This is a genomic window from Streptomyces sp. NBC_01283, from assembly GCF_041435335.1.
Lineage (GTDB): Bacteria > Actinomycetota > Actinomycetes > Streptomycetales > Streptomycetaceae > Streptomyces.
Map to the genome: position 1 here is coordinate 5,582,069 of NZ_CP108430.1, position 15,024 is coordinate 5,597,092.

Here is a 15,024-nt window from a genome sequence, read left to right on the forward strand (position 1 = left end):
CAAAGTTCCACCCCTGCTTTTGTACACATACGGCTCATGACGGCTCCCGGGTGGAGGGCGATAGCCTTGACCCGTGATCAGCGCGATATCCCGCGGGGGCGTGTACGCCCCCGCCCTGCGCCCGGGGAACACGGAGGACATCCGTGCCCGGGACGTCGCTGACGCTTCTTGGCGGTGCGGCCGGCCAACACATCCCGGCCATCGGTCAGCGAAACCGCTGAAAATGGCGAATAACCGCCCGCCCATCTTTCCCCGCGGCATAACGTCGACTTCGACCGGAGACCCCGCGTCGTGGCGTTACGTCGAATCACTTCCTTCTACGTCACGCAACGGCGCGCGACAGGAGTCAGAGGACAATGCAGACCAAGCTGGACGAAGCCAAAGCCGAGCTGCTCACCAGGGCGGCCCGGGTAGCTGAGAACAGCCCGGTCGGTGGCCGCCTACCGAATGGGGCACCGACCGGGTCGAAGGGCGACGGGGCCACTCCTGACGAGGACATGGCCCTTGCGTTCCTCCAGCGCTACTACCTGCACACCGCCCCGGAGGACCTCGCCGACCGTGACCCGGTCGACGTCTTCGGAGCAGCCTTCTCCCACTACCGGCTGGCCGAGAACCGCCCCCAGGGCACGGCCAACGTCCGTGTGCACACCCCGACCGTCGAGGAGAACGGCTGGACGTGCAGCCACACCGTCGTCGAGGTGGTCACGGACGACATGCCTTTCCTGGTCGATTCGGTCACCAATGAGCTCTCGCGGCAGGGCCGCGGCATCCATGTCGTCATCCACCCCCAGGTCGTCGTACGACGGGACCTGACCGGCAAGCTCCTGGAGGTCCTCACCGACCCCGGCACGGAGCGCCCGCACGACGCGGTCACCGAGTCCTGGATCCACGTCGAGACCGACCGCGAGACCGACCGCGCGGACCTGAAGCAGATCAGCGCCGATCTGATCAGGGTCCTCTCCGACGTACGCGAGACCGTCGAGGACTGGGAGAAGATGCGCGACGCCGCGCTGCGCATCGCCGATGAGCTCCCCACCGAGCCGACCGCGGACGACCTGCGCGACCAGGAGGTCGACGAGGCCCGCGAGCTCCTTCGCTGGCTCGCCGACAACCACTTCACCTTCCTCGGCTTCCGTGAGTACGTCCTGACGGACGACGACTCGCTCTCCGCGGTGCCCGGCACCGGCCTCGGCATCCTGCGCGCCGACCCGCAGCACGACGGGGAGGAGGACCATCCGGTCAGCCCCTCCTTCAGCCGGCTGCCCGCGGACGCGCGCGCGAAGGCCCGTGAGCACAAGCTCCTGGTGCTCACCAAGGCCAACAGCCGTGCCACCGTGCACCGGCCCAGCTACCTCGACTACGTGGGCGTGAAGAAGTTCGACGCCGACGGCAACGTCATCGGGGAGCGCCGCTTCCTCGGCCTCTTCTCGTCCGCCGCGTACACCGAGTCCGTGCGCCGCGTGCCGGTCATCCGGCGCAAGGTCCAGGAAGTCCTCAAGGGCGCGGGCTTCTCGCCCAACAGCCACGACGGCCGCGACCTGCTGCAGATCCTGGAGACGTACCCGCGCGACGAGCTCTTCCAGACCCCGCCCGACGAGCTGCGGTCCATCGTCACGTCCGTCCTCTACCTCCAGGAGCGCCGCAGGCTGCGGCTGTACCTGCGCAAGGACGAGTACGGCCGCTACTACTCGGCCCTGGTCTACCTGCCGCGTGACCGCTACACCACCGGCGTGCGGCTGCGGATCATCGACATCCTCAAGGAGGAGCTCGGCGGCGACAGCGTCGACTTCACCGCCTGGAACACCGAGTCGATCCTCTCCCGGCTGCACTTCGTGGTCCGTGTCGCGCCGGGCGGCGGGCTTCCGCAGCTCACCGACGCCGACACCGACCGCATCGAGGCACGCCTCGTGGAGGCCGCCCGCTCCTGGGCCGACGGCTTCGCCGAGGCGCTGACCGCCGAGTGCGGCGAGGAGCGCGCCGCCGAGCTGCTTCGCCGCTACTCGGGCGCCTTCCCCGAGGGCTACAAGGCGGACCACACGCCGCGTGCCGCCGTCGCCGACCTCCAGCACCTGGAGCAGCTCAAGCACGGGCGCGAGGACTTCGCGCTCAGCCTGTACGAGCCGGTGGGCGCCGCCCCCGGCGAGCGCCGCTTCAAGATCTACCGCTCGGGCGGCCAGGTCTCCCTCTCCGCGGTCCTGCCGGTCCTCCAGCGCCTGGGCGTCGAGGTCACCGACGAGCGGCCCTACGAGCTGCGCTGCACGGACCGTACGAACGCCTGGATCTACGACTTCGGGCTTCGCATGCCCAAGCCGCAGAACGGCAACGGCGACTACTTGGGCGACGACGGCCGCGAGCGCTTCCAGGAAGCCTTCGCCGCCGCCTGGACGGGCGAGGCCGAGGTCGACGGCTTCAACTCGCTGGTCCTGCGGGCCGGGCTCAACTGGCGTCAGGCGATGGTGCTCCGCGCCTACGCCAAGTACCTGCGCCAGGCGGGCTCCACCTTCAGCCAGGACTACATGGAGGACACCCTCCGCAACAACGTCCACACCACCCGCCTTCTCGTCTCGCTCTTCGAGGCGCGGATGTCCCCGGACCGCCAGCGCGCCGGAACCGAGCTGACCGACGGGCTCCTCGAAGAGCTCGACGGGGCGCTCGACCAGGTCGCGTCCCTGGACGAGGACCGGATCCTGCGGTCCTTCCTCACCGTCATCAAGGCGACGCTGCGCACGAACTTCTTCCAGGAGGCGGAGGGCGGCAAGCCGCACACCTACGTCTCCATGAAGTTCGACCCGCAGGCCATCCCCGACCTTCCCGCGCCGCGTCCGGCGTACGAGATCTGGGTGTACTCGCCGCGCGTCGAGGGTGTCCACCTGCGCTTCGGCAAGGTCGCCCGCGGTGGTCTGCGCTGGTCCGACCGGCGTGAGGACTTCCGCACCGAGATCCTCGGCCTGGTCAAGGCGCAGATGGTGAAGAACACCGTCATCGTGCCCGTCGGCGCCAAGGGCGGCTTCGTCGCCAAGCAGCTGCCCGACCCGTCCGTGGACCGTGACGCGTGGCTGGCCGAGGGCGTGGCCTGCTACAAGACGTTCATCTCGGCGCTGCTCGACATCACCGACAATCTCGTCGCCGGTGAGGTCGTGCCGCCCGCGGACGTCGTGCGCCACGACGAGGACGACACGTACCTCGTGGTCGCCGCCGACAAGGGCACCGCGACGTTCTCGGACATCGCGAACGAGGTCGCCGAGTCCTACAACTTCTGGCTCGGTGACGCCTTCGCGTCCGGCGGTTCCGCCGGGTACGACCACAAGGGCATGGGCATCACCGCCCGTGGCGCCTGGGAGTCCGTCAAGCGGCACTTCCGGGAGCTGGGCACCGACACCCAGTCCGAGGACTTCACGGTCGTCGGCGTCGGCGACATGTCCGGTGACGTGTTCGGCAACGGCATGCTGCTCTCCGAGCACATCCGCCTGGTGGCCGCCTTCGACCACCGGCACATCTTCATCGACCCGCGGCCGGACGCCGCGACCTCCTACGCGGAGCGCCGTCGTCTCTTCGAGCTGCCGCGCAGCTCCTGGGCCGACTACAACAAGGAGCTGCTCTCCGCGGGCGGCGGGATCTTCCCCCGCAGCGCCAAGGCGATCCAGCTCAACGCCCACATCCGCGAGGCACTCGGCATCGAGACGGGCGTCGCGAAGATGACCCCGGCCGACCTGATGAAGGCGATCCTGCAGGCCCCGGTGGACCTGCTGTGGAACGGCGGCATCGGTACGTACGTGAAGTCGTCGGCCGAGTCGAACAGCGACGTCGGCGACAAGGCGAACGACGCGATCCGCGTCAACGGCGCCGACCTGCGCGTCAAGGTCGTCGGCGAGGGCGGCAACCTCGGTCTGACGCAGCTCGGCCGCATCGAGTTCGCGCGGTCCGGCGGGCACATCAACACCGACGCCATCGACAACAGCGCGGGCGTGGACACCTCCGACCACGAGGTGAACATCAAGATCCTGCTCAACGCGGTCGTCGCGAACGGCGACATGACCGTCAAGCAGCGCAACAAGTTCCTCGCCGCGATGACGGACGAGGTCGGCACCCTGGTCCTGCGCAACAACTACGCGCAGAACACCGCCCTGTCGAACGCGGTCTTCCAGTCGCCGTCCCTGCTCCACGCCCACCAGCGCTTCATGCGCCGCCTGGGCCGTGACGGCCACCTGGACCGCGGTCTGGAGTTCCTGCCGACCGACCGGCAGATCCGTGAGCTCCTGAGCTCGGGCCGCGGGCTCAGCCAGCCCGAGCTCGCCGTGCTCCTCGCGTACACGAAGATCACGGCCGCCGACGAGCTGATCCAGACGACGCTGCCGGACGACGACTACCTGCGCGGGCTGCTGCACGCGTACTTCCCCGAGGCCCTGCGGGAGAAGTTCCCCGAGCAGGTCGACGGGCACGCGCTGCGCCGCGAGATCATCACCACGGTGTTGGTCAACGACACGGTGAACACGGGTGGTTCGACGTTCCTGCACCGCCTCCGCGAGGAGACGGGAGCCTCGCTCGAGGAGATCGTGCGGGCGCAGCTCGCGGCCCGCGAGATCTTCGGTCTGAGCAAGGTCTGGGACGCGGTCGAGGCACTCGACAACGTGGTGGCCGCCGATGTCCAGACGCGCATCCGGCTGCACTCGCGCCGCCTCGTCGAGCGCGGCACGCGCTGGCTGCTCAACAACCGGCCGCAGCCGCTCCAGCTCGCCGAGACCATCGACTTCTTCCGTGAGGGAGTCGCCGAGGTCTGGACCGAGCTGCCGAAGCTGCTGCGCGGCTCCGATCAGGAGTGGTACCAGAGCATCCGCGACGAGCTGACGGGCGTCGGTGTCCCCGACGAACTCGCCCAGCGCGTGGCCGGGTTCTCCTCGGCCTTCCCGTCGCTCGACATCGTCGCGATCGCCGACCGTACGGACAAGGACCCGATGGCGGTCGCCGAGGTCTACTACGACCTCGCCGACCGGCTGCGGATCACCCAGCTCATGGACCGCATCATCGAGCTGCCGCGGGCCGACCGCTGGCAGTCGATGGCGCGTGCGTCGATCCGCGAGGACCTGTACGCGGCGCACGCCGCCCTGACGGCCGACGTGCTGGCCGCCGGGAACGGCGAGGACACTCCCGAGCAGCGCTTCAAGGCCTGGGAGGAGAAGAACGCGGCGATCCTGAGCCGGTCGCGGACGACGCTGGACGAGATCCAGAGCTCGGACGCGTTCGACCTGGCGAACCTGTCGGTCGCCATGCGGACCATGAGGACGCTGCTGCGGACCCACTCGTAGTCCTCGCGTAATCCGTCGTACGCCGATGGGGCGTCCCGGGCCTGATGGCCCGGGACGCCCCTTTCGCGTATCGGGACTAGGCCGATCACACCCCCCTGAAGAGCGCCAATCGGGCATTAGAGATAATTAGTAGGATGAGCTGGCATCTGACTGGAGGGACGCATGGGAGCGATAGGTGAGCGGGGGACGCCGGAAGAGCGACCCGATGTGTCCGTAGTGGTGATCGTCTACAACGACGCCGAGCGGCTGCCGACCGCCGTTCAGTCGGTGCTCGACCAGACGCTGCGCGGCGTCGAGGTCGTCATCGTCGACGACTGCAGCACGGACGACTCGTACGGGACGGCGCGGCGCCTGGCCGCCGAGCACCCCGAGCGGGTGCGGGCCTACCAGCTGCCGGAGAACAGCGGCGCCGGCGGCGAACCCCGCAACGTGGGCATCGGACACACCGTCGGCACCCATGTGATGTTCCTCGACAGCGACGACGTCCTGGAGCGCAACGCCTGCCGCAACCTCCTCGAAGCCGCCGAGCGCGACGGCTCCGACATCGTCTCCGGGCTCTGCGTGCGTCTTTCCATGGACACCCGCAACAAGAAGCGCGACCAGTGGTATCCCTGGCTCTACGCCACGACCCGCACCCTGGAGTCCGTCACCGAGCTGCCCGACCTGTTCGTCTGGGACACCCTCTCCACGAACAAGCTCTACCGCCGCGACTTCCTCGTCGAGAACGCCCTCCGCTTCCCCAAGGGCATGTTCTACGAGGACCTGATGTTCATCGCCGAGGCCTACCTCGCGGCCGGGCGCATCACCCTCATCCCCAACCAGGTCTACTACTGGCACGTCCACGAGCGCGCCGCCGCGAAGTCGGTGACCAACCGGCGGCACGAGATGACCAACTTCGAGCACCGGATGGAGATCCACCGCCGGATCGACGTGCTGCTCGCGGAGCGCGGCCTCGACGAGCTGCGGCTCGCGAAGGACATCAAGTTCCTCAAGCACGACCTGGTGCTCCACCTGCGCGACCTGCCGTTCCGCGACGCCGCCTACCGGCAGGAGTTCGCCGGGCTCGCGCGCGGCTACCTCGGCGGGCTCGACCGCGCCGCCTACGACGAGGTGCAGCCCATTCAGGCCATCTGCGCCTACCTCCTGGAGGAGGGCGACTGGGAGAACCTCCTGCCCGCCGTCGACACCCTCACCAACCGCGACAAGATCTCCTCGCCGCTCGCCGAGCGGGACGGGCGCGTGTACTGGTGCGCCGAACACCTCGACGACCCGTTCGGGCGCCGGGTCCTGGACGTGACAGAGCTCGGCTATCACAGCAAGCGCTTCGACCAGATGTTCCTGCGCAACGTCCTGACGCGGTACGAGGAGTCGGCGGGGACCGTCCGCATGGCGGGCCGCATCACCAACCCGCTCGGCGTCGTCGGGCCGGACTCCGCGCTCACCGCGGAGCTGGAGTTCAGCGCGCGCCGCCGCAGCCTGCAGACCTTCCGCTTCCCGGTCCCCGCCGTGCGGTACGAGGGTGACGTCATCGTCTGGGAGGCCACCGCCGACCTCGCGCGGCGGCTGCGCCCGCTCGGTGTCGTCGACGCCGTGTGGGACGTGCGCCTGCACCTCACCGCCGACGGCGTGCGCACCAGGACGCGGCTCACCGCATGCGACCCGGGGCTTGCCGAGGGCAAGCTCCCGGTGCGGCCGCGGCTGACCCGGCTGGTCGCCGACCACATGGAGCCCGAGGTCTCGCAGCGCGGGCACCTGGCGTTCCGGCTCGTCACACGGGAGACGGCGAGCGGCCGGATCCAGGACCTGGTGGCCCGCGGGACGCAGGGCGTGCCGGGGCGCCTTGCCAAGTCCGGCTTCCGCAGGGCCAAGAAGCTGCGCAAGGACGTCACCTCCGGGCAGAGCAGACTGCGCGTGTACGACGAGGTGTTCAGCCGCCTGCCCGTGAAGAAGGGCACGGTCGTCTTCGAGAGCCATCTCGGCAAGCAGTACAGCGACAGCCCCCGGGCGATCTACGAGGAGATGCGGCGCCAGGGCCTCGACTTCGACGCCGTGTGGTCCTACACGGGCAGTCCGGAGGGCTTCCCGAGGGACGCGACACTGGTGCGGCGCTGGTCGCTGCCCTATCTCCGGGCCCTCGCGCAGGCCGAGTTCTGGGTCGACAACCAGAGCTACCCGCTCAAGCTCACCAAGCGCCCCGAGACGACGTACATCCAGACCTGGCACGGCTCGGCGCTCAAGCGCATGGGCTTCGACGAACCCGCGTGGAAGCTGCGCAGCAAGCCGCGACAGGACGAGCAGCAGCGGGTCCTCGACCGCTTCGACCGCTTCCTGATCCGCTCCGAGCACGACGTGCGGACGCTGGCGAAGGCCCTGCGCCTCAAGGAGAAGGTGCTGCTCCGGGTCGGCTATCCGCGCAACGACGCGCTGGTGCGGGCCAAGCGGGCCGAGGACGCGAGCGGTGTGCGCGCACGCGGACCGCTGGCGGCGGAGCTCGGCATCCCCGAGGACAAGCGGGTGCTGCTGTACGCGCCGACGTTCCGCAGGCACGGCGGTCGGCACGGGCGCTTTGAACTGCCCTTCGACGTCGAGAGGTTCGCGGAGGAGTTCGGCGACCGGTACGTGCTGCTCGTGCGTTCGCACTACCTCAACCACGTCGTCCTCCCGCCGTCCGTGCGGGGCCGCGTCATCGACGTGTCCGCGCACCACGACGTCACGCCGCTCTACGAGCTCGCCGACGCGATGATCACCGACTACTCGTCCGTGATGTTCGACTACGCGCTCCTCGACCGGCCGATGCTGTTCTTCACGTACGACTACGAGGAGTACGTGCACGAGGGGCGAGGCACCTACTTCGACCTGCGGGAACGGGCTCCCGGCCCGGTGGTCGAGACCGAGGACGGGCTGTTCGCCGCCCTGAAGGCGCTGGACGAGCAGGCCCTGGAGTACGCGGCTGCGCGGGCACGGTTCGTGGCCGAGTTCGGTGAGTACGACCGGGGAAATGCCGCCAAAAGCGTCGTCGAGCAGTTCTTCTCGCACTGGAGCGCCAAGTGAGTCAGACAGCGGATCCGACGCGGGACATCTTCTTCGTCTCCAACAGCGTCAACGAACTGGGCGGGATCACCAGTTGGTCCCACCAGATGGCCCGCCTCTTCGTCGAGCGCGGCCATCGCGTGCACGTCATCGGCATCACGGACCCCGGCGTCCCGCAGGACGTCGGCACGGACCTGCCCTACCCCACCACGACGCTGTACGACGAGCACCCGCCGCGCGTCGGCCCCGCGCGCGGCATCAAGGGGCGGCTCAACGTGGCCGAGCACCGGCTGCGCACGCGGCGCGAGCAGGGCATGCACGAGCAGGCCGCCAAACTGACCGCGCTGTTCGCGCAGGCCGGGCCCGGCGCCGTCGTCATCGTCACGCAGGTGTGGGCGATGGAGTGGGTCGAACTGGCCGACACCAGCGGCCTGTTGGTCATCGGCATGAGCCATGAGTCGTTCGCCTACTCGCGGGCGTCCTCGCGCGGCCCGCGCGTGCGCAAGCACTACCAGGGCGTCGACCGGATGCTCGCGCTGACCCGCGAGGACGCCGACCTGTGGATCAGACAGGGCCTGGACAACGCGTCCTTCATGCCGAACCCGCTGCCGTTCATGCCCGCAGTGCCCTCGCGGCGCACCGAGAAGGTCGTCACGAGCATCGGCCGCCTGCACGACCAGAAGGGCATCGACATGCTCCTCGACACCTGGGCGGAGGTCGCGCCGCTGCACCCGGACTGGAAGCTGCGGATCTACGGCTCCGGCGAGGACGAGGAGATGCTCAAGAAGCAGTGCACGGCGCTCGGGCTCGACGACTCCGTCGAGTGGATGGGGCGGACGAGCGACGTGCCGGGGGCGCTGCGGGGCGGCTCGGTGTTCGTGCAGTCGTCGCGGGGCGAGGGTTTCCCGCTCGCCCTGATGGAGGCGATGGCCACCGCGGTTCCGTGCGCCGCCTTCGACTGCGCGCCGGGCGTGCACGAGATCGTCCAGGACGGCGTGGACGGGCTGCTCGCGCGGCTCGGCAACACGGCCGAACTGGCCCGCAGGCTGGACACGTTGATGTCCGACAAGGAGCTGCGGGACCGGATGGGAGAGCTGGCCAGGGTGAACATCCAGCGCTACACGACGGGTGAGGTCGTGCGGCGCTGGGAGGAGCTGTTCGCCTTTCTGGAGCGGTAGGGCGGGGCGGCGGGCCCGGCGGCTACTTCTTGCCGCCGGTGAACTGCTCGTACTCCTTGAGCACGTCCGCCGTCGGGCCGTCCATGCGCAGCTCGCCGTGCTCAAGCCAGAGCACGCGCTCGCAGGTGTCGCGGATCGACTTGTTGTTGTGGCTGACCAGGAAGACCGTGCCCGCGCGCTTGCGCAGCTCGCGGATACGGGCCTCCGAGCGCTTCTGGAAGGAGCGGTCGCCGGTCGCCAGGGCCTCGTCGATGAGCAGGACGTCGTGGTCCTTGGCGGAGCCGATGGAGAAGCGGAGACGTGCTGCCATGCCGGACGAGTACGTACGCATCGGGAGCGTGATGAAGTCTCCCTTCTCGTTGATGCCGGAGAAGTCGACGATGTCCTGGTAGCGCTCCTGGACCTGCTCGCGGGTCATGCCCATCGCCAGGCCGCCGAGCCGGACGTTGCGCTCGCCGGTGAGGTCGTTCATCAGGGCCGCGTTCACGCCGAGGAGCGAGGGCTGGCCGTCGGTGAAGATGCGGCCGTTCTCGACGGGCAGGAGCCCCGCGATCGCCTTCAGGAGGGTCGACTTGCCCGAGCCGTTCGTGCCGATCAGGCCGATGGCCTCGCCCTTGTGGGCGGTGAAGGAGACCTTCCTGACGGCGTGCACCTTTCGTACGCCGGCCTCCTCGCCGCCCTTGCCGCGCCTGAGGATGCGGCCGAGGGCCGCGGTCGCGCTGCCGCGGCCCGAGGGGGACCCGGCGCCGTGCACCCGGTAGACGATGTCGACCTGGTCGACGATGACGGTGGGGGCGGGCGGCACGGCGGGGGTCGCCGCGGGGGTCATTGCGGGGATCAGTGTCGTCTCAGCCACGGCCGTACGTCTCCTCTGCCTTCCAGAAGTAGATGAATCCGCCGGCCCCGGCGAGCAGCGCCCAGCCGACGGCCCACGCCCAGACGTGGTGGGGGAGCTGGCCCGCCTGGAAGCTGTCGATGAGCGCGAAGCGCATCAGGTCGATGTAGACGGCGGCGGGGTTGCACTCAAGGAGGAGCTTGACCACGTGCGGCAGGTGCTGGTCCTTGAGGACGGCGTCGATGCTCCACATCACCCCGGACACGTACATCCACGTCCGCAGCACGAACGGCATCAGCTGGGCGATGTCGGGCGTCTTGCTGCCCAGGCGCGCCATCACCAGGGCCAGGCCCGTGTTGAACGTGAACTGCAGGACCAGGACCGGGAGCACCAGGAACCACGACAGCGTCGGCGGGACACCGAAGCAGAGCAGGATCACGACCAGCGCGCCCATGGAGAACAGGAGCTGCTGGAGCTGCTGGAGGCTGAACGAGATCGGCAGCGCGGCCCGCGGGAAGTGCAGGGCGCGCACCAGGCCGAGGTTGCCCGCGATGGCGCGGGTGCCGGCCATCACCGAGCTCTGCGTGAACGTGAAGATGAAGACGCCGGTGACCAGGAACGGGACGTAGTCGGGGACGGCGTGCTTGGTGTTCATCAGCACGCCGAAGATGAAGTAGTAGACCGCCGCGTTCAGGAGCGGCGTCATCACCTGCCAGACCTGGCCGAGCTTCGCCTGGCTGTACTGGGCCGTGAGCTTGGCGGTCGCGAAGGCGGTGATGAAGTGCCTGCGCTGCCACAGCTGCCGGACGTACCCGGAGAGCGTGGGGCGGGCGCCGCTGACGGTCAGGCCGTGCCGGGCGGCGAGCTCGGCGGCGTCGGGTGCGGTGACCGCGGTGGCGGCGGGGCGGGATGGAGCGTCGAGGACCTGACTCACGTCCGCTGCTTTCACTCGGGAGCCATGGGGTGCGATCGCTCCGGACTTACGTCGGGACGGGTCCGTATCGTCGCAACGTCGAGAGTAGGTCCATGCGACGTCGGAACGCAACCGTATCGTCGTCACGTTCTATGCTGTCCGCATGACGACGAGCAGGCCAGGAGATGAACAGCCGCGCCGCAGGGTGCCCGCGGGGGCCGCGGTGCTCCGCGAGGACGTGACCGAGGCCATCAGGTCCGCCGTCTTCGAGGAGCTGGCGGCGGTCGGGTACGCGCGCATGTCCATCGAGGGCATCGCGCGCCGCGCGGGGGTCGGCAAGACCGCCGTCTACCGGCGCTGGCGCTCCAAGCTGCACCTCGTGCTCGACCTGGTGTCGGCGATAGCGGTGCAGGGCCTCCCGATGCCGGACAGCGGCTCCCTGGAGGGCGATCTGCGCCTGCTGTACGAGGTGACGTCGCGCGCCCTGCGGCATCCCGTGGCCTCGCAGGTGATCCCGGACCTGCAGGCGGAGGCGGCCCGCAACCCGGAGATCGCGGAAGCCATGCAGAAGGCCCTGAGGGAGGGGCAGCACGGGGTGGCGAACGGCATCGTGCGGGCCGCCGTGGCGCGGGGGGAGGTACGGGAGGGGGTCGACGAGGACCTCGCCCTCGACCTGGTGTCGGGGCCGCTCTACTGGCGTTCCGTGGTGGTGCGGGCGAAGCTGCCCAAGGGCTACCTGGGCAGCCTCGCCACGGCTACGGCGGCGGCGCTGCGGGCGTTGTGAGGGCGGCTGCGGGGCTGCGGGGACCTGGGGACGGGGGGCGGGTCAGGACCGCTTCTCGCGCTTGACGAACAGCGTCGCGCCACAGGCGAGGGCGATGACACCGGTGCCCACGCTGACGAGGGCCTGCCGTGTGTCGTCCTCGATGACGAAGCTGGACGAGACGTTGACGAGGAGAGCGACGGCGAGACCGAGCCAGAGAAAGATCTTCATAGGGCAAGTGTGCGGGACCGGTTCCTGCTGCCTACTTCCGGCCCGCCCCCGGATGCAGCCGCACCCACCCCGCCCACGCCGATGCCACCATCTCGCGCACGTCCCGCTTGGCCGACCAGCCGAGCTCCGTGGCGATGCGGTCCGCCGATGCCACCACCCGGGCCGGGTCGCCGGGGCGCCGGGGTGCCACGGTGGGCGGGAGGTCGTACCCCGTGACCTCGTTGATCAGGGTGGCCATCTCCAGGACCGAGACGCCCTCGCCGCGGCCGATGTTGAGGGTCAGGTCGGTGCCGCCGGGCGCGGCGGCCAGCCTGCGGGCCGTCGCCACATGGGCCTCCGCGATGTCCACCACGTGGATGTAGTCGCGTACGCACGTGCCGTCCGGCGTCGGGTAGTCCGCGCCGAAGACGCGCGGCGCCTCGTCGGCCGTGAGCTTCTCGAAGACCATCGGGACCAGGTTGAAGACGCCCGTGTCGGCCAGCGCGGGGCTCGCGGCGCCCGCCACGTTGAAGTACCGCAGCGACGCCGTCGACAGGCCGTGCGCGCGGCCCGTCGCGCGGACCAGCCACTCGCCCGCCAGCTTCGTCTCGCCGTACGGGCTCATCGGGAGGCAGGGGGTCTCCTCCGTCACCAGGTCCACGTCGGGCATGCCGTACACGGCCGCCGACGAGGAGAAGACGAAGGACGCGACACCGGCTTCCGTCACCGCCGACAGCAGGACCCGCAGCCCCTCCACGTTCTCGTGGTAGTAGTGCAGCGGCAGCTCCACCGACTCGCCCACCTGCTTCTTGCCCGCCAGGTGCACGACACCGGTGACGGCGTGTTCCGTCAGCGTGCGGGACAGCAGCTCCGCGTCCAGCGTCGACCCGGTCACCAGCGGTACGCCCTGGGGGACGCGCTCGGCGAGGCCCGTGGACAGGTCGTCGTAGACCACCGTCCGCTCGCCCGCCTCCGTCATGGCGCGGACCACGTGTGCCCCGATGTATCCGGCGCCGCCGGTGATCAGCCAGGTCATCGTCAGTGTGCCTTCCCTGTTCTTCGTTCTTCCCCGCGGTGACGCCGGTCGGCGTCCGGACGTGCAGTTCGGACGTGCAGTGTCGCAGAGCTCCGCGTACGGCCCGCGTCAGTGCCCGCCGCCGCCCACCCACCGCGCCAGGCGCCTGCGCACCACCCCGAACACACCCCGCAGCCCCGGCGCGAGCCGCACCGCCAGGTTCCCCGCCTGCGTCTTGTACGGCTGGGCCAGCAGCAGCCCCCGGCGCGACGGCAGCGCCGTGCGCCGCAGCAGACCCGGGCCCGCCACCGCCCGCGCCGTCGTCTCGCGCGCCGTCCCGTCACCGAAGTGCAGGCGCAGCCGCAGATCCCATACGCCGCCGCCGAGCGAGCCCAGGTCGAGGACGACCTCGGTCAGCCAGGTCGCGCCGTCAGCGGGGCCGAACGCCGCCGTGCGGCGCAGCACCGGGCCCTCGCCGCTCCTGGGCACGAGCTCCACGTCGACCGTCGTCGGACCCGCGTCCGCCACCCGCCCGTACAGCTCGTGCAGCCGCAGCGTGAGGCGGCTGCCGCCCGCGCGCGGTCGCAGCTCCGCGTCCACCGCCAGCGGGAGGAGGCGGATGGGGCGGACGAGGAGGTGTTCCAGGGTCACCTGGGGGAGGTCCTCGGACCAGACGGGAGTGGTGCCGTCCGCCGCGAGCGCGTACGGGGGTGAGAGGCGGGCGGGGCGGGCCGCCACCTCCTGGAGGCGGGTCAGGTCGCGCGGCTCGGGGGACGCGAGGATCACGCGGGCGATGATCCGGCCCGGCGCGGGCGCCGCGTCCAGGTCGGCCGTGTCGAAGGCCGCGAGGTACGCGCGCGTGGCCGTCCACCACTCCTGCCGGTACTCCGGGCTCCTGGTGGTGAGCTCGCGTGTGTACATCCGCAGGCTGTGGTCGATGAACTTGGCCCGCGCGGCCCGTGCGAGCCGCTTGCCCGCGTCGCCCGACGCGCTCCTCGCCTCCCGGAGGATGTCGACCGACTGGCGGTGGGCCTCAAGGCGGGCCTGCCAGTTGGCGATGCCCGAGCGGTCCAGGGAGATCGACAGCTTGGCCGCCGTGCGGCGCACGTTCCACACGTAGACGGGGTCCGTGATCAGCGCGATGCGCGGGCCGGCCGCCAGGACGCGGGCCGTGAAGACGAAGTCCTCGTACGTGAAGGCGCCCTCGGGGAAGCGCAGGCCGTGCCGGCGCAGGAAGTCGGTGCGGTAGAGCTTGTTGACGCAGAGGGTGTCGTGGACCAGGCGGGTGCGCAGCTCGGGGCGGGCGATGAGGCGGGGCTTCGTGTAGAGCATGGGCTGCCAGGCCGTCTCGCGTCCGGAGGGCAGTTCGCGGCGCACGCAGCGGCCGGTGACCACCTCGGCGTCGTGCCGCGCGGCGGCCTTGAGCAGGGCGTCCACCGCGCCCGGCGGCAGGATGTCGTCGCTGTCGAGGAACATCACGTACGCGGACGTCGTGGCCTCGATCCCGTCGTTGCGGGGAGTGCCGCAGCCGCCGCTGTTGGTGGCGCGGCGGATGGGTTTGACGCGCGGGTCCTCCTGGGCGAGCGCCGCGAGCAGCTCGCCGCTGCCGTCCGTCGAGCAGTCGTCGACGGCGATCACCTCGCGGACGGCCGGTCCCTGGGCGAGCGCCGAGCGCACCGCGTCCGTGACGTGCGCGGAGTCGTTGTAGCCGATCACGACGACGCAGACCTGGGGCGACGGGGGCGAGAGAGACAGAGAGGGATCCACGGGGGAAATT

The 15,024-nt window shown here is 70.2% G+C and carries 9 protein-coding genes; 4 read left to right on the top strand and 5 right to left on the bottom strand.

Annotated elements, in window-relative coordinates; translation table 11 throughout:
• The first annotated feature begins 356 nt into the window (after positions 1-356).
• From OG302_RS25465 to OG302_RS25475, 3 genes are all read left to right on the top strand, one after another.
• Entirely contained in the window at positions 357-5,303 is a 4,947-nt protein-coding gene (locus tag OG302_RS25465; protein ID WP_371528891.1) for an NAD-glutamate dehydrogenase, read from the top strand.
• Between the two features lie 162 nt (positions 5,304-5,465).
• On the top strand, positions 5,466-8,354 hold the full coding sequence (locus OG302_RS25470; protein WP_371528892.1) for a CDP-glycerol glycerophosphotransferase family protein: 2,889 nt from the start codon (positions 5,466-5,468) through the stop codon (positions 8,352-8,354).
• Positions 8,351-9,511: a glycosyltransferase gene (locus OG302_RS25475; protein ID WP_371528893.1), complete on the top strand. Its 1,161-nt coding sequence runs from the start codon at positions 8,351-8,353 to the stop codon at positions 9,509-9,511. Before OG302_RS25470 ends, OG302_RS25475 begins: the two co-directional genes overlap by 4 nt.
• Positions 9,512-9,533: 22 nt before the next feature.
• Here the strand turns inward: OG302_RS25475 and OG302_RS25480 are convergent, their stop codons facing one another.
• Positions 9,534-10,340 (bottom strand): ABC transporter ATP-binding protein, encoded by an 807-nt coding sequence (locus tag OG302_RS25480; RefSeq protein ID WP_371750228.1) that lies wholly within the window; start codon positions 10,338-10,340, stop codon positions 9,534-9,536.
• A 19-nt stretch (positions 10,341-10,359) separates the two neighbouring features.
• The gene (locus OG302_RS25485) at positions 10,360-11,280 is read right to left on the bottom strand and encodes an ABC transporter permease (RefSeq protein ID WP_371528894.1); all 921 of its coding nucleotides are present in this window, start codon (positions 11,278-11,280) and stop codon (positions 10,360-10,362) included.
• Between the two features lie 142 nt (positions 11,281-11,422).
• On the opposite strand from OG302_RS25485, the gene OG302_RS25490 reads away from it, so the two are divergent.
• Positions 11,423-12,043: a TetR/AcrR family transcriptional regulator gene (locus OG302_RS25490; protein WP_371528895.1), complete on the top strand. Its 621-nt coding sequence runs from the start codon at positions 11,423-11,425 to the stop codon at positions 12,041-12,043.
• Between the two features lie 42 nt (positions 12,044-12,085).
• Here OG302_RS25490 and OG302_RS25495 read toward each other — a convergent pair whose 3' ends face one another.
• From OG302_RS25495 to OG302_RS25505, 3 genes are all read right to left on the bottom strand, one after another.
• Entirely contained in the window at positions 12,086-12,253 is a 168-nt protein-coding gene (locus tag OG302_RS25495) for a hypothetical protein (protein WP_371528896.1), read from the bottom strand.
• A 31-nt stretch (positions 12,254-12,284) separates the two neighbouring features.
• A complete protein-coding gene (gene galE / locus OG302_RS25500; RefSeq protein WP_371528897.1) occupies positions 12,285-13,268 on the bottom strand; it encodes a UDP-glucose 4-epimerase GalE in 984 nt (327 codons plus the stop codon).
• A 108-nt stretch (positions 13,269-13,376) separates the two neighbouring features.
• Positions 13,377-15,014 (bottom strand): glycosyltransferase family 2 protein, encoded by a 1,638-nt coding sequence (locus OG302_RS25505; protein WP_371528898.1) that lies wholly within the window; start codon positions 15,012-15,014, stop codon positions 13,377-13,379.
• Between the last annotated feature and the right edge of the window lie 10 nt (positions 15,015-15,024).

Excerpts from the sequence above, each read along its gene's own strand:
- OG302_RS25465 (WP_371528891.1), top strand. The coding sequence starts at position 357 with ATGCAGACCAAGCTGGACGAAGCCAAAGCCGAGCTGCTCACCAGGGCG.
- OG302_RS25470 (WP_371528892.1), top strand. The coding sequence starts at position 5,466 with ATGGGAGCGATAGGTGAGCGGGGGACGCCGGAAGAGCGACCCGATGTG.
- OG302_RS25480 (WP_371750228.1), bottom strand. The coding sequence starts at position 10,340 with ATGACCCCCGCGGCGACCCCCGCCGTGCCGCCCGCCCCCACCGTCATC.
- OG302_RS25490 (WP_371528895.1), top strand. The coding sequence starts at position 11,423 with ATGACGACGAGCAGGCCAGGAGATGAACAGCCGCGCCGCAGGGTGCCC.
- OG302_RS25495 (WP_371528896.1), bottom strand. The coding sequence starts at position 12,253 with ATGAAGATCTTTCTCTGGCTCGGTCTCGCCGTCGCTCTCCTCGTCAAC.
- galE (WP_371528897.1), bottom strand. The coding sequence starts at position 13,268 with ATGACCTGGCTGATCACCGGCGGCGCCGGATACATCGGGGCACACGTG.